15 protein-coding genes and 1 tRNA gene are annotated in these 22042 nt (G+C 70.0%); 1 reads left to right on the top strand and 15 read right to left on the bottom strand.

The window, feature by feature from the left end:
* Window positions 1-3 precede the first annotated feature (3 nt).
* The 14 genes from H5397_RS10850 to H5397_RS10785 all read right to left on the bottom strand — a co-directional run bounded on the left by H5397_RS10850 (window position 4) and on the right by H5397_RS10785 (window position 20463).
* On the bottom strand, window positions 4-675 hold the full coding sequence (locus H5397_RS10850; RefSeq protein WP_220492191.1) for an SAF domain-containing protein: 672 nt from the start codon (window positions 673-675) through the stop codon (window positions 4-6).
* A gap of 52 nt (window positions 676-727) precedes the next feature.
* Window positions 728-1636 (bottom strand): hypothetical protein, encoded by a 909-nt coding sequence (locus tag H5397_RS10845; protein WP_182817384.1) that lies wholly within the window; start codon window positions 1634-1636, stop codon window positions 728-730.
* On the bottom strand, window positions 1630-2181 hold the full coding sequence (locus H5397_RS10840; RefSeq protein WP_166233239.1) for a hypothetical protein: 552 nt from the start codon (window positions 2179-2181) through the stop codon (window positions 1630-1632). The genes H5397_RS10845 and H5397_RS10840 overlap by 7 nt, the downstream gene beginning before the upstream one ends.
* Window positions 2182-2193: 12 nt before the next feature.
* A complete protein-coding gene (locus H5397_RS10835) occupies window positions 2194-4200 on the bottom strand; it encodes a hypothetical protein (RefSeq protein WP_182817382.1) in 2007 nt (668 codons plus the stop codon).
* Between the two features lie 86 nt (window positions 4201-4286).
* Complete coding sequence (locus H5397_RS10830) at window positions 4287-5732, bottom strand: hypothetical protein (RefSeq protein WP_182817378.1); 1446 nt, start codon at window positions 5730-5732, stop codon at window positions 4287-4289.
* A complete protein-coding gene (locus H5397_RS10825) occupies window positions 5729-6019 on the bottom strand; it encodes a hypothetical protein (RefSeq protein ID WP_182817376.1) in 291 nt (96 codons plus the stop codon). The genes H5397_RS10830 and H5397_RS10825 overlap by 4 nt, the downstream gene beginning before the upstream one ends.
* Before the next feature lie 186 nt (window positions 6020-6205).
* Window positions 6206-6282 (bottom strand) — tRNA-Ile (locus tag H5397_RS10820).
* Window positions 6283-6505: 223 nt separating this feature from the next.
* Window positions 6506-7120: a CDP-alcohol phosphatidyltransferase family protein gene (locus H5397_RS10815; protein WP_182817374.1), complete on the bottom strand. Its 615-nt coding sequence runs from the start codon at window positions 7118-7120 to the stop codon at window positions 6506-6508.
* A gap of 1 nt (window position 7121) precedes the next feature.
* Complete coding sequence (locus H5397_RS10810; RefSeq protein WP_182817372.1) at window positions 7122-7604, bottom strand: DUF3566 domain-containing protein; 483 nt, start codon at window positions 7602-7604, stop codon at window positions 7122-7124.
* On the bottom strand, window positions 7597-10191 hold the full coding sequence (gyrA, locus tag H5397_RS10805) for a DNA gyrase subunit A (RefSeq protein WP_182817406.1): 2595 nt from the start codon (window positions 10189-10191) through the stop codon (window positions 7597-7599). Before gyrA ends, H5397_RS10810 begins: the two co-directional genes overlap by 8 nt.
* A gap of 233 nt (window positions 10192-10424) precedes the next feature.
* Complete coding sequence (gene gyrB, locus H5397_RS10800; protein ID WP_375539362.1) at window positions 10425-12485, bottom strand: DNA topoisomerase (ATP-hydrolyzing) subunit B; 2061 nt, start codon at window positions 12483-12485, stop codon at window positions 10425-10427.
* A 220-nt stretch (window positions 12486-12705) separates the two neighbouring features.
* The gene (locus tag H5397_RS10795; protein WP_182817368.1) at window positions 12706-14424 is read right to left on the bottom strand and encodes an alpha/beta hydrolase; all 1719 of its coding nucleotides are present in this window, start codon (window positions 14422-14424) and stop codon (window positions 12706-12708) included.
* Between the two features lie 161 nt (window positions 14425-14585).
* Window positions 14586-15164: a hypothetical protein gene (locus H5397_RS10790; protein ID WP_182817366.1), complete on the bottom strand. Its 579-nt coding sequence runs from the start codon at window positions 15162-15164 to the stop codon at window positions 14586-14588.
* Between the two features lie 10 nt (window positions 15165-15174).
* Window positions 15175-20463, bottom strand: a complete 5289-nt coding sequence (locus H5397_RS10785) for a DUF6531 domain-containing protein (protein WP_182817364.1) — start codon at window positions 20461-20463, stop codon at window positions 15175-15177.
* Window positions 20464-20630: 167 nt separating this feature from the next.
* On the opposite strand from H5397_RS10785, the gene ppsR reads away from it, so the two are divergent.
* Window positions 20631-21518, top strand: coding sequence for a pyruvate, phosphate dikinase/phosphoenolpyruvate synthase regulator (gene ppsR, locus H5397_RS10780; protein ID WP_182817362.1), 888 nt, complete (start codon window positions 20631-20633; stop codon window positions 21516-21518).
* Here ppsR and H5397_RS10775 read toward each other — a convergent pair.
* Window positions 21500-21898, bottom strand: a complete 399-nt coding sequence (locus H5397_RS10775; RefSeq protein WP_182817360.1) for a DUF6578 domain-containing protein — start codon at window positions 21896-21898, stop codon at window positions 21500-21502. The two genes, ppsR and H5397_RS10775, sit on opposite strands and share 19 nt — an antisense overlap.
* Window positions 21899-22042 lie beyond the last annotated feature (144 nt).

Raw genomic sequence — 22042 nt, 5'->3', positions numbered from 1 at the left:
GACTCACCGCTCCCTGGAATCAAGCACCAGAGCCACCTTGCCGGTGGCCGCCCGCGCCGCCAGATCCGCCGCGGCCTCCGCAGGGACCACCACATCGACGATCGTCTGGTCGCCCGTCTCCGAAGGATGCACGCCCACCACGGTCGCCGAGACTGTCACCGGTGCATCGGCGACCTCACCCTGGGCGCCAGGGGTCTGCACGACGCGCACCGCGTCGCCCGGCGCGATCGGCTCAGCTGGCAACATGCCCGGCGCAAGGCCGACGCCCACCACCGAGGTTCCTCGTGCCGGCAGCACCGAGGTGGCGAAGTCGCTGGGGGTGAGCAGGCCGCCGGGTGCGAGGTCGAGCGCGGCTCGTTGGCCGGCGACGGCGTCCGCTTGGGTGGCTGCCACTGTCTGGACTGCCGGGTCAAGGCTGACCCGCACCGTCATCAGGTCGTCGCGGTCGATCACCTCACCGCGATGTACCAGCGTGCGAACCGCGAGGACTTCGGTGGTGTGGCCGGCGGCGGTCCACAACCACAATCCGCCCAGCGAGCCGAGGACGATGGTGGCGACCGACACCAGCAGGGCGACGGGTCGTCGGCGCAACTTCGGTGGCGTGGCCAGCGCCGGCGGTTCCTGAGCCGGCGCGGCGGCCGGCTTGGTGGTGGACGGGCGGGTGGTCACTGACATGGGGTGGCTCGCTCTCGTGGGGGGTGCGTGCACGGAAGGGGGGAGGGCTCGGTCAGCCCGTCGTGAGGACCTGCAATTCTCCGACCGTGATCGTGGTCGCTTGGTTCAACGTGACGGGGATCGTCCCGGATTGGCCCATGCCCGACCATGCCACCGACCACTGCGTCTCGGCCTGGACGGTGTAGGTGCCCGGCTTGCTGTACGTGTAGCCGCAGGTGGGTGAGTCGGTCTTGCCGAACCGGTCTTCATAGGCAGTGCCCGGCCCGGCGCAGACCACCACGGCGCCGTCGCCCATCTGCCAGCGGACCCGCTGGACCTTGGCCGTTGCGGTCACGGTCACTCCGGACGCCGACGCGCTGCGGGTGATCGGGCCCCACGACTGCGCGTCCGGGCTGGATGCCCACAACCAGACCGGCATCCCGACCAGACCCACCGAGCCCGGTCGGTCCTCCGGCACGATCCCGATCGAGATCGGCCTCAAGTTCATGCTCGCGATCGCCTGTTGCGCCAACACGACGGGATCAGGACCCGCGGGGGCGGTGGCGGACCAGAACCTGTACTGAAGCCCGCCAAAACCCCCTGAACGTGGGAGCGAGCAGTCGTAAATGGCGCCGTCGGTGTGGCCTTCCCAGGCAGGCGCGGTGGCCGGTGGCTGGGGGTTGGTGAGCTGGACGTAGCAGCTCTTGGAATCCGACCACCAGCCGAATTCGGCATCTTGGCAAGGCATGGGGATCGAACCGTAGGCGCAGGTTCGGGGTGCCGACTCCCCGCTTCCGCCACCGCCGCTGAGCGGTGTCTTGCCAGACCGACCGGGGTTGGTGGCGGTGATCTTGCACTGGCGGCCGTCCCACTGAGCGTCGGAGCCGCAGTCCACCGGCGGCCCGGCCGCGATCGCCGGGACGGCTCCCAGAAGCACCGATGCGACAGCCAACCCGATCGCCGCGAACGCGCGGGTCAGCATGTGCCCAGCACTTCGTCTTGGTCGACCCGCAGGGCCCCTGACCTTTCCACCACGACCGAGCGGTGCTGGAAGCGGTACGGCGGTGCTGTGACGTTCTTGCCGGAGGGGTCCACCAGCTTGGTGTCACTCGTGTCGACGCAAGCGGTGACGGTCCACGTGGGAACGCCCTGGCTGTTGTTCCCGGACGGCTGGGCCGACTGGAGCTCAACAACCGAACTGCCCGACCCGGTGAGCTGCTCGAGTCGGTAACCGGTGAGGTTCTTGCGGAAGAACTCCAACGCCTCACCGGACGCCACGGTGTCGAGGTCCTGCAGTGATGCTTGGGGGTCATTGGTCAAGCGATCAACGACTGACCAGAGGTTCGTCACGGCCTGCTTGGCGTTGGCGAGGTCCTGCTCAGCCGGCGACAGCGTCGGAGCGGTCTGCGTCGGCGTCGGAGCGACGGATGCGGAAGGGCTCGATGCTGGCGCAGCCGTGCAGGCAGCCATCACGGGCGCTAGCGCGAGCGCGAGCAGGGCCCGTCCGAGGGTGTTCTTGTTCACCATGGGGTTTCTCCTTCACCTACCAGAAGTAAGGAGGAGGGCCGTTGGCGGACACCCCGGGGCAAAATTCTTTGAACGACTTCGTTCACTCGAGCCGGGGGTGACTCGGCCAGGGAGCCCTGGTCCTGTTCTGTTGAGCGTCCTGGGGGACAGTGCCCCGAATGTAGGCCGCGAAATCGGTGCGGCTTCGGGCGTCCCACGGAGTGACACCAGTCCCACTAGCGTTTCTGGTCGGCGGCGAAGCGTCCGTCGAGCGGCCGCAAAGTCAGCTCGTCCGTTGTGACGTCGGGGGTGGGGAGGCCATGAACGCGCTTGTCGGACGCGTTGGGAGCCACGCCGAGACCGCACCGTGCGCAGCTGCTCGACTTCGGTGCACCACCAAGCCCACAGGGTCCGCTCGACGGCGTAGAGGTCGGCTCGTCGCTGCCCTACTCCGTTGGTTCCCAGGGCGATCGCGACTTGGTCAATCTGCGCGGTGTCAACGCGCCGCCAGCATCGCTCGCGCCACTCAACCAGGCCGACCGAATTCAACCGATCAAGCATGATGGTCGTCTTATCGATCGACCACCCCAGAAGGTAGGAGCACTCCGCGGCGTCCATCGGTTCCCTCAAGCGTCCGTAGAGGGTGCCGGCGTCGGGGCCCAGGCCACCGTTGGTGGCGAAGGCATCGTGTCCGTTGTCGTTCAGCCGGTCCGCGAGCTGGTTGAGGAGCGCGGAGCGCAGGGCGGAGCCGGTGCCAGCGGGGCGCGGGTCCGCTTGTGACAGCAGCTCGCTGATGCAGCTGTGGACGGCGCCGCCCGGGTCGATGGACCAGCGAGCACCGCGGCGCCCGGCGGCGGACTGGGTTCGGGTGATCCAGCCGTCGGTCGTCAGCGCGAGCAGGGATCGCCGGGCGGTCTCGCGGTCGAGGCCGCAGGTCATTGCCAGGCGGCGGATGTCGGCCTCGACCTCGTCGGGACGGACGCCTTGGAGGTGGAACAGGCACAGCGCATCCAGGACGCGCCGCTGCGCGAGGCACGCTCGGGAGCGGCCCCACCGACCGGCAGTGGCGTCCGCTCGACGCTGCACGGTGCGGACGAGTTCTGTGACGACCTCAGCGCGGGTGTCGAAGCTCTTGTCGGTGCCCTCAATGGCTTGGCCGGGGCCGAGTTGGGCGACTGCCTGGACGGCGCGGGTCCACTGGCGGCGCAGCATCGCCGTTGGGGACGCTGGCCCGCGTGTCGGGCGTGGCATCCGGGTTGCCCCCGCGCGGAGGGTGCGGGCGTGCTCGAGCCCTGGCGCGTCGGCGAGCGCCAGGACGTCCCTGAACCGCCAGCGGGCCGCCGCTGCGCCGCAGAGCACCCGCCACAGCACGGTTGACAGGTCTCCGGTCGGGGTCGCCTCCAGCAGCCCTCGGCAGGACGCTGAGAGGGCCCGCTTGGTCCCGGGCAGGAACGGCATTCCGTCCACCACCGCAACGGGACGGGATCGCGTCGGCTGGGTCGCCGGCTCGACTGCATGGACGTGGTCGGCGACCCGGCTCATCAGCGCGTGGATCTGGCCTGTGGTGACGGTGGGTTCGGTGAGCACCGCCACCGATCCGGCGATCACTTGCGAGTTGCCCCCGAGGCGATGCGGTGCACCCGGGGGGCGCGCGCATCCCGAAGTCGGGTTGGTCAGCGGTGCGACATCGAGGGAGGGCAGCCAGGCCTTCAGCAGGTACGCCAGGGCGCGGACCGCCTCGGCGTCCAGTGCGTCGCGCAGTCCGATCCACACGTGCCGGCCGCCCGTGGGTCCGGACGCGCACACCAGGTGCTCGATCCCCAGTTCGGACACCAGTTCGCCGAACTGAGTGGCGTCCGCGGCGGCGGCCTCGGACGAACCTTTGGCGTCCAAATCGACGCACAACAGTCGATAGCGACCGGTCGCGTCGGCGAGGTGCACGGCCCACGGCGTCCGGGGTCGTGCCCCTGCGATGGGATGGACCAGCGGGTAGCTGTTGAGCGGCTGACCATCGCCATCCACCCCTGCGGAGCGCACCACGCGTCGCGGGCTGATCCGACCAGTCAACACCCAAGCGTCGACCTCCCCGCGCGGAGCGTCGCTGCGCGGCGGGGGGATGGCAGGGGTCACCGTCGCGGTCCCGGCGCGGGACGGCCGCCGAGCTGGATCGGGTTCCGCTGTTCGGCCCGGAAGCCGGCCAAGGGCGAGGAACGAACGGTCTCGAACAGGACGGGCTGGTCCGTCGTCTCGACTGCCACGATCCGGGCGCGGTCCCACCGCAGCCCACCGTCGGACTGACGGGTGGTGACAGAGGCTGCGGTGCGGTCCAGAGCAGCAAGGGCCATCGTGGTCATGTCGAGGGCGTGTTTCGCGTCGGCATGGAGTGCACGACCGGCGGGCTCGCCTAGCGGCATCTGGACCCAACCGTGACGGAGAGCGGCCTCAATGGTCGTTGGCCCGCGGTAGGCCGCTTGGGTGACTGCGGATGCAGCGATCCACAGTCGGCCGCGTCCACGCACCAGCGTGTCGAGAGCTTGGAAGTGGGCCAACGCCACGTTTCCTACCCCATGAACGCCGCGGCGCATCGTGCCCAGTAGTAGCCCCATGTCGAACCGGTCAGCCATGCGCTCGGGCGGCAACCAGTCCCGCCCCTGGCGCAGGTTGTCGGTGACCAGCTTCCGGAGCTGACGCGACGCGTGGACATGTTCGGGGTCACGGACTCCCTCCAGTCGGACCGTTTCCGGCCACGCTGCCGGCCGCCGCCAAGCGGCGTGCGCCGCTCCCAGCGCCGAGGTGGCCACGGCTGCCCGGTCTGCGTCCACAAGTCCTAGCCGGCGGGCCGCCGCGCAGACCGTTCCTGCCGTCGCGGTGAGGATCAAGGCGTCACCCGCGGCGACCTGGAGGGCCGCCTGGCTCACCCCCCGGCGCGAGCTCAGGATGTCTACCGTGGCGTGCACCCAGGTCGAGATCGCAGCGTCCAACGACTTCGACGTGACCGCGCCCACGTCCTCGTATCGGCCGCTCCGTCGTTCGGCGGGGATCATCGCGAACCGTTCCGTGCGGGCCTTGACAGCAGCCAGCACCGATCGAGGCGCCTGCAGATGGTCCCGGTCCTGCAGGAGTGGCAGGGACACCGTGGCCACGGCGTGAACGATCGAGACGACGTTGGCCTGTAAGCCCTCCAGAGCAGCCCGGTCCACATCGGTGCGCGCCGGCTTCTCGCCAACCAGCAGGTCCGCGATCAGCCCCAATCGGAGCGCCAGCTCGCCCACCGCCGGATCGGGCTTCAGGGACGCTGCTGCGGAACCGTTGTCGGCCGTGGCCTCGAGCACCCCTCGCCCGACTTGGCCCAACACCAACCGGACGGACCCCATGTCGTCCAGCCATGCCGGTTCCAGTGGCACCGCGTCCAGGACGCGGAGAGCTGCGGTCGCCAACCTGGGCCATACCGCCAGAACCTCCAGGCCGCGCTCGCCGTAGCGATTCTCGGCACGCCGGTCCTCGAGTTCCGCACACAGTTCCCAGGCGCGGGTGTGGACGTCGTCCAGCAGCATCCCGACCGTGGTGGTCATCGTGCTGCCCCCGCCCGCACCGCCTGTAACGCGGCCCACAAGGCCAGCGGCACCACCTGCCGCGCTGCGACCAACACATTGGACGCGGCGTCCAGCGACGCGATCGCGTCCAAGCCGGGATCGACTTGCTGTGGCACGACCCCGAAGTCACCGAACAGGCCCTCCAGGTCCAGACACTCCGCCGCCAGGAACAGTGATTCCCCGGTTGGGTCGTCCGCCGACACGAACGCGACCACCGCGCTCCGCACATGCCCCAGCGCCCGCGCCAACTCCACCGATCCGTTCACGGCGACCCGCCCTCCCACTAGCTCTCGCTATCCAGAAGCGCGCAGAACCCTCCCCTGCGGACACCCGGAGGAAATCAAGTTCGAGAGGGGGGACAGCCGTGGGGTTGAGGTGGGGTGGAATGTTCCCCAGGAGTTCCCCGCCTAGGCATCGAAAAACCCCCTGCCCTAGTGGGAGGGGGTTTTCAGTGGTGGGCCTAACTGGACTTGAACCAGTGACCTCTGCCTTATCAGGGCAGCGCTCTAACCGTCTGAGCTATAGGCCCGCTGTGCGGTGCACCGGGGAGACACTCTAGCGCCCGGGGTGCGGGGGGCTCAAATCGAGTCCGGCAACCTGATCGCCGTGGGACAAACCCATCCCCGTGCATGGGATTCGAGCGGCATTCGGCCAGATTCCGTGCCAAGACCATCCTCGTGCATGGGTTGGTCCCCGAGGGGTGCAATCAGGCCAGCACAGGCTCTCGACGCAGGGAACGCAGGCTGTCGGCGTCAGGCGCGCAGCGACTGGCGGTGGCGCTGGGCCTTGGTGATGTAGCCCAGCGCCGCGATGACGTGCAGCACCACACCGACGACCAGGAGCACCTGGCCGATCACGTCCGCCGCCGGCCACACGGTGGCGCCCATGACGACGAACAGCACGGCGACGAACAGGACTGCGGTGCGGGACTTGCCGACCCAGCTCACGCCCAGTTCACCGGCCCGGGCTGCCTTGGCCGCCGAAACAGCGACCACCATGTCGACGACCACGATGATGCCCAGCACCCACCAGCCGATGACGCCCGAGATCGACAGCGTCAGTGCCAGCCCCCAGATGCCGAGGCGGTCGGTGAAGGGGTCGAGCCACTCGCCCAGCTTCGAGCGCTGGTCGAGCAACCGGGCCAGCAGGCCGTCCACCCAGTCGGTCGAGGCCCAGATCGCCAACAGCACCACGGGCAGCCACGATCCCTGGACGCCGTGCCACACGAACCAGCACACCGGCACGAGCAGCAACAGGCGCAGCAGCGTCACCGCGTTCGGGATCGTCCACGGGCGCAGCGGCTCGTCGGGCCCTGACTGGCGTCGGGGCGTCGCCACCGAGCGGGGGTGAACCGGCGGCTCGGACATCTCAGTCCTCGGCGAGCGTCAACTCCAGGCCGCCCAGGATGTTGGCGGACAGGTTGTACAGGAAGGCGAAGATCGTGCCCAGCGCGGTGAGGATCACGACGTTCGCCACCGCGAAGATCGTCGTGAAGCCCATCAGCTTGTTGGTGTTCACGAAGTCCTCGACCCGGGTCGGGGTCAGGTTCTGGTCGGAGCTCAGCAGCGTGGTCAGCACGCCGTTGATCGCCTCGATCATCCCGGACGCCCCGATCAGCGTCCACAGCACGTAGACGGCGACCCAGGTCATGATGCCGGCGGCGATCGAGAACAGGAACGACGTCTTCATCACCGACCACGGGTCCACCCGCGAGATGCGCAGGCGGGCCCGCCGCACGCGGATGCTCGGGCGCGGGCGCGTGTCGGACTTCGCCGTGCGCTTCTCGGCGACCGGCTCGAACTCATTGCCGGACGCCGTACGCAACGTCTCCTGTGGTTGGGTGTCAGTCACCGCTGTCCTCCTCGCCCGGAGCCGCATCCTCCGATTCCGGTGCCTCAACGGTAGCCGCTGCATCGCCATCCGTCGCGTCGACGGCCTCGGCGTCGGCGGCAACCTCGGCAGCAGCACCCTCCTCGGCCGTCTCCGGCGTCTCGGGGTAGAGCGCGATCACGGTGACGGTGTCGTCGCCCGACAGGGTGACGAGCTTCACCCCCATTGTGTCGCGGCCCTTGGCCGGCACGCCCAACACGGACGACCGGATCACCTGGCCGGACTGCTTGATGGCGATCACCTCGTCGTCCTCGCTCACGACGAGGCCGCCGACGAGCGACCCGCGGTCCTCGTTCAGCTTCATCGCCTTGATGCCCAGGCCGCCACGGCCCTGCAGGCGGTACTCCGACACGGCGGTGCGCTTGGCGAAGCCGCCGTCGGTGACGGTGAACACGAAGCGGTCGTCCTCGGGGGTGTCGGCGTCGATGACGGCCATCGAGAGCAGCTCGTCGCCGGGGCGGAACTTCATGCCCGTCACACCGGAGGTCGCCCGACCCATCGGCCGCAGCTGGGCGTCGTCGGCCCGGAACCGGATCGCCTGGCCCTTCTTCGACACCAGCAGCACGTCGTCGTCGCCGGAGCAGATGCCCGCCCCGATCAGCTCGTCGTCCTCGTCGCGGAAGTTGATCGCGATCAGGCCGGTCTGGCGCGCCGAGTCGTACGCGGTCAGGTCGGTCTTCTTGACCAGGCCGCGCTTGGTGGCCAGCAGCAGGTACGGCTTGTCCTCGTACGTGCGGATCGTCTGGATCGAGGCGATCTTCTCGTCCGGCAGGAACGACAGCAGCCCGGCCACGTGGCCGCCCTTCGCGTCGCGGGACGCCTCGGGCAGCTGCCAGACCTTGCTGCGGTAGACGCGGCCGAAGTTGGTGAAGAACAGCAGCCAGTGGTGGCTGGACGCCGTGAACAGGTGCTGCACCTCATCTTCTGAGCGCAGCGTCGCGCCACGAACGCCCTTGCCGCCGCGCTTCTGCAGGCGGTACTGGTCGGAGCGCGTCCGCTTCACGTAGCCGCCGTAGGTGATGGTGACGACCATGTCCTCGTCGGGGATGAAGTCCTCGTCGGAGAGGTCACCGTCGGCGGCGATGATCCGCGTGCGGCGCTCGTCGCCCCACTTGTCGGTGATCTCCTGCAGCTCGGTGGAGATGATCTGCCGCTGCCGCTCGGGCTTGGCCAGGATGTCCTTGAGGTCCTCGATCTGGGCCTCCATCGCGGCCAGGCGCTCGATGATCGCCTGGATCTCCATGGCGGCCAGGCGGCGCAGCTGCGTGTTGAGGATGTTGTTGGCCTGCAGGTCGTCGATGTCGAGCAGCTTCTTCAGGCCGTCGCGCGCCTCGTCGGCGGTCTTGCTGGCCCGGATGAGCGCGATGACCTCGTCGAGCATGTTGAGCGCCTTGACCAGGCCGCGGTCGAGGTGGGCCTTGCGCTCGAGGTCCTCCAGACGGAACTGCGTGCGGCGCTGGATGACCTGCACCTGGTGGCGGATCCAGTAGCCCAGGAACTGGTCGAGGCGCAGCGTGCGCGGCACCGAGTCGACCAGGGCGAGCATGTTGCAGCCGAACGTGTCCTGCAGCGGCGTGAACTTGTACAGGTTGTTCATCACCACGCGCGGCTGGGCGTCCCGCTTCAGGACGATGACCAGGCGCTGGCCGGTGCGCGCCGAGGAGTCGTCGCGAATGTCGGAGATGCCGGTGAGACGCCCCGAGTTCACGAGCTCGGCGATCTTCAGGGCGAGGTTGTCGGGGTTGCACATGTGCGGCAGCTCGGTGACGACGAGCTGGGTGCGCCCCTTGTTGTCCTCCTCGATGTCGATCACCGCGCGCATGGTGACCAGGCCGCGACCGGTGCGATAGGCGTCCTCGATGCCCTTGCGCCCGACGATCAGCGCGCCGTTGGGGAAGTCGGGCCCCTTCACGTGCTCCATGCACGCCGCGAGGTTCTCCTCCTTGGACGCCTCGGGGTGGGCCAGCATCCACTGCACAGCCGCATTGACCTCGAGCAGGTTGTGCGGCGGGATGTTGGTCGCCATGCCCACCGCGATACCCGTCGAACCGTTGACGAGCAGGTTCGGGAACCGGGCCGGCAGCACGACCGGCTCGGTGTCCTTGTTGTCGTAGTTGGGCTGGAAGTCGACGGTGTTCTCGTCGATGTCGCGCACCATCTCCATGGCGAGCGGGTTCATCTTCGACTCGGTGTATCGCATGGCGGCCGCGCCGTCGTTGCCGGGCGAGCCGAAGTTGCCCTGGCCATCAACCAACTTGTGGCGCATCACCCACGGCTGCGCGAGGCGCACGAGGGTGTCGTAGATCGCCGTGTCGCCGTGGGGGTGGTACTTACCCATGACGTCACCGACGATGCGGGAGCACTTGTTCCAGCCGCGGTCGGGCCGGTAACCGCCGTCGTACATCGTGTAGAGCACACGCCGGTGCACCGGCTTGAGCCCGTCGCGCACGTCGGGCAGCGCGCGCCCGACGATGACCGACATCGCGTAGTCGAGGTAGCTCTTCTGGATCTCCTCGTTGAGGTCGATCTCCTCGACCTTGCCGGTCATCGCCACCAGGGCGTCCTTGTCGGACGCCACGGCCGCGACCGGGCTCTCACCCGGGTCGGGGGTGAAGGCGTCCGCCTTGTCGAGCTCGGCGTGGATCTCGTCGCTGACCTCCGGCGGCGAGTCGGGGGACTCGGGCGTGCCGGGCGAGGTGGGCGTGTCACTCATGGTTGTTCTCTCCTTGGCCCTTCGACAAGCTCAGGGAACTGTGGGTAGCTGGCTCAGGGACCTGGTCGTCAGATGTCGAGGAACCGGACGTCCTTGGCGTTGCGCTGGATGAAGTTCCTGCGCTGCTCCACGTCTTCGCCCATCAGGATGTTGAACATGTCGGACGCCGCCGCAGCGTCCTCGAGGGTCACCTGCGCCAGGGTGCGCTGCTCGGGATCCATGGTCGTGTTCCACAGGTCCTCGGCGTCCATCTCGCCCAGACCCTTGTACCGCTGGATCGGGTTCACGTTCGGCAGCTTCTTGCCACCTTCGAGGCCCACATCGCGCAGCCGGTCGCGCTCCTCGTCGGAGTACGCCAACTCGTGCGGCGCGTTCGTCCAGCGCAGGCGGAACAGCGGCGGCTGGGCCAGGTAGACGTGGCCCGCCGCGATGAGCGGCCGAAGGAACCGGAACAGCAGCGTCAGCAGCAGGGTGCGGATGTGCGCGCCGTCGACGTCGGCGTCCGCCATCAGGACGACCTTGTGGTAGCGCAGGCGCTCGATGTCGAAGTCGTCGGAGAAGCCGGTGCCGAGCGCGTTGAAGATCGCCTCGACCTCCTTGTTGGCCAGGATGCGGTCCAGCCGCGCCTTCTCGACGTTCAGGATCTTGCCGCGGATCGGCAGGATCGCCTGGGTGCGCGGGTCGCGCCCACCCTTGGCCGAACCACCGGCGGAGTCACCCTCGACGATGAACACCTCACACTCGACCGGGTTGCGGCTGGAGCAGTCGGCGAGCTTGCCGGGCAGGCTCGTCGAGCCGAGCAGTCCCTTGCGGTTGCGGGCCATGTCGCGGGCCTTGCGGGCCGCCATGCGCGCCATAGCGGCGGCCTGGGCCTTGCGGATGATGTCCTTGCCCTCGGCCGGGTTCTTCTCGAACCAGTCGCCGAGCAGGTCGTTGACGACCTTCTGCACGAAGCTCTTGGCCTCGGTGTTGCCCAGCTTGGTCTTGGTCTGGCCCTCGAACTGCGGCTCGCCGAGCTTGATCGAGATGATCGCTGTCAGGCCCTCGCGGATGTCGTCACCCGACGGCCTGTCCTCCTTCTTCTTGATCATCCCCCACGTCTCGCCCCACCGGTTCACGGTGTTGGTCAGCGCCGCGCGGAAACCCTCCTCGTGCGTGCCGCCCTCGTGGGTGTTGATCGTGTTCGCGAAGGTGTGCACCGACTCGCTGAACGAGACATTCCACTGCATGGCGACCTCGAGCGACAGCTTGTCGGTCGGCGACTCGGCGTCGATCGCGATCACGGTGGGGTGGATCGTGTCCTTGTTGCCCGTGAGGTACTTCACGTAGTCGATCAGGCCGTCGTCGTAGCGGAACGTGATCTCCTCGGGGTGGCCGGAGACGTCGTCCTCGAAGTCATCCAGGCCGGCGCCGTTCCCGTTGCCGTTGCCCTCGGTGGACGCCGCAGGTCGCTCGTCGCGCAGCCGAATGGTGAGCCCCTTGTTGAGGAACGCCATCTCGCGGAAACGGCTGGCCAGGGTCTCCCAGTTGAAGTGCGTGGTCTCGAAGATCGTCGGCGAGGCGTGGAACGTGACGGTCGTGCCGATCTCGTCCTCCTCGCCCAACTCCTCCAGCCGCTGCAGGTCGTAGTCGGGGACGCCGAGGGTGAACTCCTGGCGCCAGTGGTACCCGTCGCGGTTCACGTCGACCTGGAAGTGGTCGCTCAGCGCGTTCACCACCGAGGCGCCCACGCCGTGCAGACCGCCGGAGACCTTGTAGCCGCCGTCGCCGAACTTGCCGCCCGCGTGCAGCACGGTCAGCGCGAGCGTGACCGCCGGGATCTTCTCCTTGGGGTGCAGGTCGACCGGGAAGCCTCGCCCGTTGTCGGTCACCCGGATGCCGTCGCCCGGCAGCAGCGTCACCGTGATCAGGTCGGCGTACCCGGCCAGCGCCTCGTCGACGGAGTTGTCGACGATCTCGTAGACGAGGTGGTGCAGGCCCCGCTCACCGGTCGACCCGATGTACATGCCGGGCCGTTTGCGGACCGCCTCCAGGCCCTCGAGCACCGTGATGGCGCTCGCGTCGTAGACGCCCGCCTCCACCGAGTGCGACGACCCGTTGCGGGGCGCTGACTGGTTCGTGTCCGTCACAGACTTCACATCTCCTAGCACGCGGACGCCGCCCTTCACTCCTGAGTGCGGGGCGGCGACCCTTGAACTCGTCCATCCTACTAGGAAGGCCTCGAAAACCGCGTGTCTGTGAGTGGTGATTTGCCCCTGATCGGGCTTCTGTGGCCGGTTGGGCGTCCGTTCCCCCCGGTTTCCGACCCCCGGTACACCTCCGGGGGGTGAACGGACGCCCAGCGCGGGTTCAGCGGGACTGCGTGACCAGCAGGTCGCGCAGCATGGCGTTGGCCTTCTTGACCTCCTCGGTGCGCATCTTCAACTTGATCGTCCCCTTGGGCCCGATCGAGCCTGCGACCTCGTACGTCTTGTCCTCCAACGGCAGCGGCTTGGCCTGGCACGTGGTGAACGCGGCGGGCTGGACGCCCCGCAGCATGTACGCCTCCACCGCGTCGTCGACGCACGTGGTGCCGTACGGGTAGATGGCGTGCGACCCTTCGTTGTCGACGCTGATCAGCGACGTGTTGGGCACCTGCTGGGCCGAACGGACGCCCGCCTCGTACGGCGTCGCGGCGTCCAGTTCGGTCTGGATCATCAGCGTCTTCGGGGCGTCCTTCTTGGAGAGCTTCTGGGGCATCTCGGTGACCGCCGGCCACTGGGCGCACACCGGGGCCTCCATGAGCGGAGCGATGAACGGCGCCTTCTTGTCGAGGTCAGCGAGCCAGGCCTTCCAGTAGCCCTGCGACTGCTTCCACGGGCCGTCCTGGCAGCGGATCGCCTCGAACTCGAAGCCCGTGTACGTGTAGACCTCGGCGAGGCCACCCCGCTTGGCCGCGGCGAGGTGCTTGTTCAGCCGGGCCTTCTGGTCGGCCGTCAGGGCCGGGTTCTGGGCGGCCTTCTTCACCAGCTTCTCCAGCTGCGCGAGCGCCTGGGCCTCGTCACCACCGGACCCACCCAACTCGATGAACAGGGAGATCATCTCGGCGGCGATCGGGTAGTCACCGGTGTAATACATCGCGGGCAGCAGGACGAAGCCCGTGATGAGCTGGCCGAGCGGGTCGCGGGTGCCGCCGGCCTGCTCCCAGAGGCGACGCAGCTCCTGCGGGTCGCTCGTGGGTGCGCCGAACGTCGCCGCGTTGCGGCCCAGGTAGGGCAGCATGGCTTCCTGGAACTGCCGGTCGCGGCTGCGCGGCTGCAGGTCCCACGTCTCCTGCAGCGACTTGCGCGTCACATCGGTCGAGGAGTCGAGCAGGAAGCGGTGCGTGTGCGTGGGGAACACCCGCTGGTACCAGCTGCCGAGCCACGTGCCGTAGGAGTAGCCGATGTAGCTGAGCTTCGGCTCGCGCATGAGGGCCCGGATGAAGTCCATGTCGTAGGCGGTCTGCTCGGTGTTGATGTACGGGGTGAGCGGGTTGCTGCGGCAGGCGAGCGCCAGGTCCTCGTAGCTCGCGGTCTCCAGGTCACCGGCGTAGTCGCACTCGAGCGGGGTGCTCTCCCCCACGCCGCGCGGGTCGAAGCCGTAGAAGTCGTACTCGGTGGCCAGCTCGGGCGCGAGGAACGCCATGCCCGGCCCCCACAGCAGGCCCGAACCGCCCGGCCCGCCCGGGTTCACCAGCGCGATGCCCTCACGGGTGGCCGGATTCGTGGCGGTCGCCGTCTTCGAAATGCGCAGCGTGATGGTCTTTCCGTCACGGGGGTTGTGCCAGTCGCGCGGCACGGTGACCGTCGCGCACGCCAGCCCGGGAATGTTCTCGAACAACGCGTTGAGGTCCTCGCCGAAGTCGCACGCCTCCCACGCGATGGGTTGGTTGAGCAGGTGTGCGGCCAGGACGCCGGCGTCCGGCTTTGCCTTGCTGGGCGGTGGGGCGGACGCCGCGGGGAGCACCGTCGTTGCCGTGGACAGTGCCAGCGCACCAGCCGCAACCAGGGCGAGCGCACTGCGCCACGAACGAGGTCGGGATGACATGGGGAACCTTTCGCCAGGGGTGTCACACTCCACGGGCGGTGTGGAGTGCCGGGACCATCGTTGCCGTTGTTGGCGGGACGTGTCACCCGTTCTGCGCGACCTCACTCCCAAGAACCGACTTTGGTCGAATGTCTCGGCGACGAGTGCCGGGTTCGGCAGCGCTAGGAGCGACGCCGCTGCAGCGCGGGGCGCACCAGCAGGACCACGAGGCTCACGACCCCGAGGGAGCCCATGATCCGCAGGATCGCCAGGTCGAACGCGGCGGCCCCCCACAGGGCCACGACGACGAAGACGATGTGCGCCACGACGAGCCAGGCCAGGGTGCGCCCGGTGGCGGGGCCCTGTCCGGCCACGCGTTCGCCGGCGATGCGGGTCAGGCAGTCGGCGTCGTAGGGGGGCAGCGACGGTGCCTCGAGCAGGCTTCGTACCCAGGCGACCGCTCGCTTGGGTGGGGGCTGGTCGAACCGGGCGAGCTTCCTCCCCTCGGCGCACGCGGCCCACACGTCGGCGTCCACGAAGCCACCCACGCCGGGCAGGGCGACGTCGACGCCCCAGTACCCCGAGTTCGTCCAGACGCGGACGATGCCGATGGGGGTCGTGGCGTGCAACGTCCGGTCGCCCCGTGGTGCACCGCTGAGCGCTTCCTCCCGCAGCGGCGTGCCGCGGGAGGCGAGCAGGTCGGCCAACTCCCGGATCGGGCCCGGGGCTCGGCCGAGGTCGGCGGGGCGGGTGTCGTTCATCGACGCCACCCTACCCAGCCGAGGGGCCCGGCGGCAGCGCGAGCATCGGGGGCGGTGCCGGCAGCGCCGGCAACGGGGGTGCCCCCGGCGGCAGTGCCAACGGCGCGCTCGGGCCCGGCGGCAACGCCAACGGCGGTGGTGCTCCCGGTGGCAGGGCCAGCGGCCCCGGCGGCGCGGTCGGGGCGACCGGCGCCGGGGTCGGCGGCTGGTAGAGGACCAGCTCGGTCGACGGCGGCCGGTAGAGCACCAGCTCCGTGGACGGGGCGGGTGCCGCCGGCGCCGGGGCCGGTGGCGCCTGGCTCGGGGCCGGGTTGACGGGCACCAGGTCGGTCGAGGTCGACGGCTTCGGCGTGGAGGCGACGTGGCCGATCCCGTTGAGGATGCCCCCGAACAGCGCACCCATCCCCACGCTCTGCGCGACACTGGAGACCAGGTCGGAGCCCGACAAGCCGTCGCGGACTCCGGTGTAGATGCCCGTGACGAGACCCGTGGCGGCACCCGCGCCGGCTCCCCGCCCGAAGGCGCTGAAGACGGTCGCCGCCCGGCCGAGGGGGATCGCTCCGAGGACACCGTTGATGCCGACCTCGACGTAGTCGATCGGTATGCCCGGCTTCTGCAGGGTCTGGGTGACCACGTTGATGCCGGCACTGGCGATACCCGCGCCGATGATCTGGGCGCCCGGGATCGGCGCGAACATGATCGCCACGCCCGCCGCCGTGACCAGGCCGCCGACGATGGTGTCGCCGTTGCGCTCCCAGAAGCTCCCGGTGTGGGCGGCATGGGTGTAATCGGCGAGTTCCTTGTCGGTGACCGGGCGCAGGCCGGTCGGGTCGAGCGCGTGCAACGGGTCGTTGCCCGCATAGCTGTAGGGGTTGCCGGCCCACGGCGCGCCCAGGGTCGGGTCGAGCGGGTCGGGGCTGAGGAATCCGCGCGAGGCAGGGTCGTTGACCCGCTCGCCGAGCCACTCCAACCCCGCGAAGACGACCTGCCCGGACGCCCCGAGGCTGATCGGCCCGTGCGTCGACCCGGTGGCCAGCGCCCACGGATCGACGGCGTCACCGCGCTCGGTACGCCACCCGGTCGCCAGCCAGCCAGCGCCATCGCTGAGGAACCCGGGGGCCGCAGTCACGGCGTCGCCGCCGACCTGAACGGGGGCGACGCTGCGTTCGGCGATGTTCCAGAACACGTCGGCGTCGTTGACGCGGGCGAGTTCGCCGAGGGCGTCCACGTGCACGCTCGTGTGGCCGTGCGGGCCCTCGATGGCCGACAGCCACCCCATCGGGCTCCAGGTGAACGTCGTCTCGCCGTGGGGCCCGACCTCGCCGGTGCGGCGCCCTGCGGCGTCGTAGCTGTAGGTGGTGACCACCCCGTCGGCGTCACGTCGCACCAGTTGGCCGGCGTCGTCGTGGGCGTACGTCCTGGTCGTCGGGCCGTCCGCCTCGCGCACGAGGCGTCCGCCGGCGTCGTACTCCCACCGCTGGGTCGCGGCACCGGTGGTCGCGGACACCAGTTGGCCCGCGGCGTCGTGCCCGTACTCGGTGCGGACGCCGTCGCGCACGATCGTGGCGATCCGGCCGTCGGCGCCCCGCTCCACCTCGGTGCGACTGGTCTCGCCACCACGGGTCAGGGTGTGGGAGACGACGTCCCCGTCCTCGTGCACCCACGCCTGCTCGGCGCCGGGCGCGGTCGCGGCGACGAGGCGCCCGGCCGCGTCCAGGGTGAGCTGCACCCGGCCCGCACCCGCGGCGTCCACGGCGACCCGTCGGCCGACCGGGTCGTACTCGTAGCGGGTCGTGGCGCCGTTGGGGGCCGCGACGGCGGCGCACCGCCCGTCGACGTCGTACGCCCAGTGCACCGTGTCATCGCCACGGGACCGTTCGACGAGGTGGCCGCGGCGGTCCCAGCGCAGGCGATGCGTGACCTCGCCGGCGGGGTCGGTGTGGTCGAGGATGGTGAGCGTGTTCGTCGCGAAGTCGCGCTGGTGCTGCGCCACCGTCTCGCCGTCGAGACTGACTCGGCTGAGGGCGCCGTCGTCGTCGTACGCCCAGGCGACGCGTTCGCCGGTGCCGTACTCGTGCCAGGCCAGGCGCCCGGCCGCGTCGTAGCCGACGTGCTTGCGGCGCCCGAGCGGGTCGACCTCCTCGACCTTCTGGTCGCGGGCGTTGAACGAACGGACGGTGGTGTGGCCCAGCGGGTCGGTGACCTCGACGGCCCGCCCGTTGAGGTCGTAGCGGTAGCGCGTGACCCCGCCGAGGGCGTCCTGCGCCTCGACGAGTTGGCCGGCCGCGTCGTAGGCGAACCGGCGCAACCCCCACTGCCGGCTCCTGATGGCGACGACCCGGCCGACGAGGTCGTACGCCCACGTGGTGCGTCCCAGACCGGGCCGGACCGACGCAGTGACCCGTCCGTTGGCGTCGTACTCGTATCGGAGCACCTCACCGGTCGGGCCGAGCTCGGACTCGAGGCGTCCGTCGGCGTCGATCGTGAACGTGGTGGTGGCGCCCGCGGCGTCCGTCACCGAGGCGAGCTTGCCGCGCGCGTCGTAGGTGTACCGGGTCGTGGCGCCGCCCGGACGCCGCAGGCCCAGCACGCGGCCGGCCGCGTCCCGCTCCAGGCTGGTGACGTTCCCGTCGGGGTCGACGTACTCGACCGGGCGCCCGCACCGGTCGTACCGGGTGAGCTGGCTGCCGTACCCCGGCTGGGTCACGGACACGATCCGACCGATGCGGTCGGTGACGAGCGTGGAGGCGGGGCCGTCCTCGCGAACCGATCCAGTCCGGGTCACCGTGCGGTCGGTGCTGCGGGTGACGACGGTGGTGCGGTCGGTGGGGTCGATGGCGCGGACGGGAGTGCCGTTCAGGTCGTACTCCCAGCGCCACTCGCCGCCCTCGGGGTCGATGGTGGCGACGAGTCGCGACAGCGCGTCGTGGGTGAAGACCCAGGTGCTGCCGTCGGGCAGCTCGGTGCGCGCCAGGTTGCCCAGCGCGTCGAACACGCGCGAGGTCGTGCGCCCCAACGGGTCGGTGACGGATGCCGTCTCCCCGGCCTCGTCGTGCCCGTACTCGGTGCGCGCACCGAACGGGTCGATGACCGCGGCGATGCGTCCGGCCGGCGTGTGTTCGAACCGCCACGTGCCCCCATCGGGGTCGGTGCGCGCGGCGAGTCGTTCGTCCGCCCAGGTGAACGTCGTGCGGTGCCCCAGGGGGGTGGTGCTGGCGACGATCCGACCCGCGGCGTCACGCTCGAGCCGGGCCGTGTTGCCGAGGCCGTCGGCCATCGCGACCAGGTCGCCGTGCTCGTCGTGGGCCATCGTGACCCGAGCCCCGGTCGGGTCGACCGTCTCTGTGAGGAGGCCGTCGGCCCAGGTGAACCCGGTCCGGCCACCCTCGGCGTCGATGATGGTGTGGGGGTTTCGCTCCAGCCCGTCGTACTCGAAGCGGGTGGTGGCGGGGGCATCCCCGCCCTCGACCGTGACGCTCACGACACGGTCGTGCTCGTCCCACGCCGTCTCGACCCGGGCGCCGGACGGGGTCACCTCGGCCGTCAGCCGGGAGCGTTCGTCGTACTCGCGGACGGTGATCGACCCGTCGCGCTCGGTCGTCATCACCACCTGGCCGTACTGGTCGCGGGCCATCGACTGCCGCTGGTCGTGGGCGTCCACGACACCGACGAGGCGGCCGCGGTTGTCGTGGATCCACGTGTTCGCGCGCGACCCATCGGGGTCGGAGACCACCGTGACGTGGCCGGGCAGGTAGGCGAAGCGCGTCACCCGCCCGTGCGGCGAACGCTGCTCCACCACGCGGGAGCGGTCGTCGTAGGTGTTCTCCAGCTCGATGACGCCGTCGGCGTCCGTCACCCGGTGAACGAGGCCGGCGTCGTTCCAGTCGTAGCGGCGCGTGCCCTGGGGCGAGGTGGCCAACACCAGGCGGCCGGCGTCGTCGTAGTCGTAGGTGACGCGTCGACCATCGGACGCCTCGGCGGCGACGACCCGGTCGTCGGACCACGTGAGGTCGATGCGCCGCCCGCGCTGGTGGGTGAGGCGCACCAGGCGCGTCCCGTCCCAGGAGAGCACCACGCGGCTGCCGGGGCCGACGGAGGTCGCGGCGAGGCGTCCGGCGGCGTCGAACTCCCAGCGGGCGCCGGTGTTGTCGGTGATCGCGTGCCCGTCGGGGCGGGCCGTCAGCCAGAAAGCCTCGGTGGTGGCGCGGCCCCAGCCATCGCCCTGTCGGGGGAACAGCACGTGCCGGCCGTCGTCGCGCACCCAGCGGGCGCCGCCGTCGTCGAACAGCAGGCCCGCCTCGGTCCAGGACGACCACCCGGGGCCGAACGCGCCCACCGCGGGGTGCACCGAGTTGTACATGCGGGTCAGGCGGAGGCTTGCGGCCCCACCGCCGAATGTGAGATCGGTCTCGGGCTCCAGGAAGTTGCCGGTCGCCGTGTTGACCGGGTCGTTGGCGTAGCCGGTGGTCGGCGGGGCGCCGATGGCCTCGGGCGCGGTGATCACCAGGTCGTCACGGCTCGCGTTGACCCCCGCCGTCTGCAGGGACGCCGTGATGGCCGCGTTGGAGGTCGTCACCACACCCGAGCTGCCCGCGGCCTCGAAGGCACCGGCCACCGTGTCGGCCCACGACACGTCCTGCCCGTTGGCCGTGAGGTAGGCGGCGAACCCGCCCCACACACCGGCGGCGTCGAGGGACCCCCACGTGCAGGACCCCGTGAAGGCGTCGTAGGCGGTGCGCAGCCGACCGGGGTGCGGCGCGAGCGCGTCGTTGGCCCCCCGGGAGTTGCTGGCGAACGAGCGGAGGTTCGCCGGCCGCGCGGAGGAGGTGCCGGTCGACCCGTTGCCCGACAGCGGTTCCCGCGGCGGGGGTGAGTACGGCGGCACCGACAGGTTCTTGGTCGGGTCGGGGCCCCCGACGGGCGGCGGCTCGCCACCGGTGAACCAGTCACTCACCTTGTCCCAGAAGCCGCGCGCCTCCTGCCGCGCCTTCCAGTCGCGCGCCGTCTGGCGGCGATTCTGCTCGGCCGTGGCGGACGCCTTGAGGTCACCGACCGCCGTGGCCACCTGCCGCAATCGGGTGGCCAGGTGGGACGCGTCGCTGGCCTGCGTCCGGCCGTTCTGCTCGAACAGTTGGGCGTAGTAGCCCTTGAAGTCCTCGAGCCCGTGCGCCACCCAGGAGGCTCGCGACCCGGTCTGACCCTCGATGGCCGAGGCGGCGTTCGTGCACGCGGTCACCAGTGCGTCAGCGGCGCCGTGGTCGAACGGGACGTCCTCGGTGATGCCCTGCATCACGCTCATGGTTGGCCTCCTGGGGGCGAACGGGCGGTCATCTCGAACCTAACAGCACCGACGGGCCCGACCCGTGTTTTCCACAGGGGAGCACTCCCCCCGCCCGACGACCCGGTCGACCGCCGGAGTGCTGGCATTCGCGACGCCCACGCACCGGAGTCGGCGAGGATGGACCCATGACGGACGACCTCGAGATCCACCTCATCGCCGACTCCACCGGCGAGACCGCGGCCCGTATCGCTCGCGCGGCCGTGGCGCAGTTCCCGACCCGCGACTTCACCCTGGTGCGGCACCGCCGGATGACCACCAGCGAGGCCGTGATGGGCGCGCTCGATGCCGTCCGCGCCCGGGCTCAGGAGGGGCGGCCGACCGCGGTGATGTTCACGTTCGTGAAGGAGGACAAGGCCCACCTGGTGACCAAGGCCTGTGCCGAGATCGGGGTCCCGTGCGCCGACCTGATGACGGACGCGATCCGCGCACTACGGACGATCAGCGGGGTCGAGCCCGACCGCGAACCCCTGCGCCCGGTCGGCGTCGAGGTCGACTACTTCACCCGCATCTCGGCGATCGACTTCGCGGTGCGCAACGACGACGGCGCCGCGCCCTCGTCGTTCCACGAGGGCGACATCTGCCTCGTGGGCCCCTCGCGCTCGGGCAAGACGCCCCTGTCGATCTTCCTGGGTTATCTGGGCTACAAGGTGGTGAACGTGCCGATCATCCCGGGCATCGTGCCACCCGAGGAGCTGTTCGACGTCGACCGGTGGCGCATCGTCGGCCTCACCATGGATGCCGAGAAGCTCCAGCACATCCGCTCCGAACGCGTGAGCGGGCAGGGCTATGCCGGCATGAAGGACGGCTACGTCAACCTCGCCGCGATCTACGACGAGCTCGACGAGGTGAACGCCCTGCACCGCCGCCTGCGTTGCCCTGTGCTCAACACCACCGACATGGCGCTGGAGGAGTCCGCGGCCCGCGTCATCGACATCGTCCGCGAGCGGGGCCGGCGCATGGGCGGTCGCCTGCGGCGTCCGGCCAACACCACGAGTCAACTGCCGGGGGCGTGAGGGAGCACGACCACGGGTGCCAGCTCGACCACCCACCCGCTGGGCTGACGGTCGAAGTCGATCTCAACCTCGTGGACGCCGATCGCCCGGCCGCGCCCCGTCAGCGTCTCGAACGCTCGTTCACCGACCTGACGCAACTCCCACCAGACCTCCCACAGGTTCACGACCCGGGCCCGCACCCGAGGGGCCGCACTGTCGTCGTGCCACGACCAGTACTGCTCGAGTGGGGTGAACAGTTCCTGCGCTGCGGGGGCCAAGTAGTCGTACAGGTCGGCGTCCACGAGGTCACCCACCCTGAAGGGCGAGCCGCAGCACTCCACCTCCCACCCGGAGACTTCCGCGAACACATGCCCCGGGCGCGACGGGGTGATCGGCTCCATGGAGCCATCGTCGCACGGTGCCGCAGCAGCCGCGTTGTCGAATGGGGCCGCTGTTCGGAGGGAATGGGCGCGCCGACCATCGGCCCCTCATCATCGGCCCCATTTCGCAACAGAGGCGGGGGCCCGTCCGTGCTGCCAGAAGCC

The sequence above is a fragment of the Propioniciclava sp. MC1683 genome, assembly GCF_014164675.1.
Classification (GTDB): Bacteria; Actinomycetota; Actinomycetes; order Propionibacteriales; family Propionibacteriaceae; genus Propioniciclava.
The sequence above is the reverse complement of the archived record's forward strand: the minus strand, read 5'-3'. Positions and strand labels throughout refer to the sequence as shown.

Excerpts from the sequence above, each read along its gene's own strand:
- H5397_RS10790 (WP_182817366.1), bottom strand. The coding sequence starts at position 15,164 with ATGAACGACACCCGCCCCGCCGACCTCGGCCGAGCCCCGGGCCCGATC.
- H5397_RS10840 (WP_166233239.1), bottom strand. The coding sequence starts at position 2,181 with ATGGTGAACAAGAACACCCTCGGACGGGCCCTGCTCGCGCTCGCGCTA.
- H5397_RS10775 (WP_182817360.1), bottom strand. The coding sequence starts at position 21,898 with ATGGAGCCGATCACCCCGTCGCGCCCGGGGCATGTGTTCGCGGAAGTC.
- H5397_RS10785 (WP_182817364.1), bottom strand. The coding sequence starts at position 20,463 with ATGAGCGTGATGCAGGGCATCACCGAGGACGTCCCGTTCGACCACGGC.
- H5397_RS10815 (WP_182817374.1), bottom strand. The coding sequence starts at position 7,120 with ATGTCCGAGCCGCCGGTTCACCCCCGCTCGGTGGCGACGCCCCGACGC.
- H5397_RS10850 (WP_220492191.1), bottom strand. The coding sequence starts at position 675 with ATGTCAGTGACCACCCGCCCGTCCACCACCAAGCCGGCCGCCGCGCCG.
- gyrA (WP_182817406.1), bottom strand. The coding sequence starts at position 10,191 with ATGACCGGCAAGGTCGAGGAGATCGACCTCAACGAGGAGATCCAGAAG.
- H5397_RS10845 (WP_182817384.1), bottom strand. The coding sequence starts at position 1,636 with ATGCTGACCCGCGCGTTCGCGGCGATCGGGTTGGCTGTCGCATCGGTG.
- H5397_RS10830 (WP_182817378.1), bottom strand. The coding sequence starts at position 5,732 with ATGACCACCACGGTCGGGATGCTGCTGGACGACGTCCACACCCGCGCC.
- H5397_RS10795 (WP_182817368.1), bottom strand. The coding sequence starts at position 14,424 with ATGTCATCCCGACCTCGTTCGTGGCGCAGTGCGCTCGCCCTGGTTGCG.
- ppsR (WP_182817362.1), top strand. The coding sequence starts at position 20,631 with ATGACGGACGACCTCGAGATCCACCTCATCGCCGACTCCACCGGCGAG.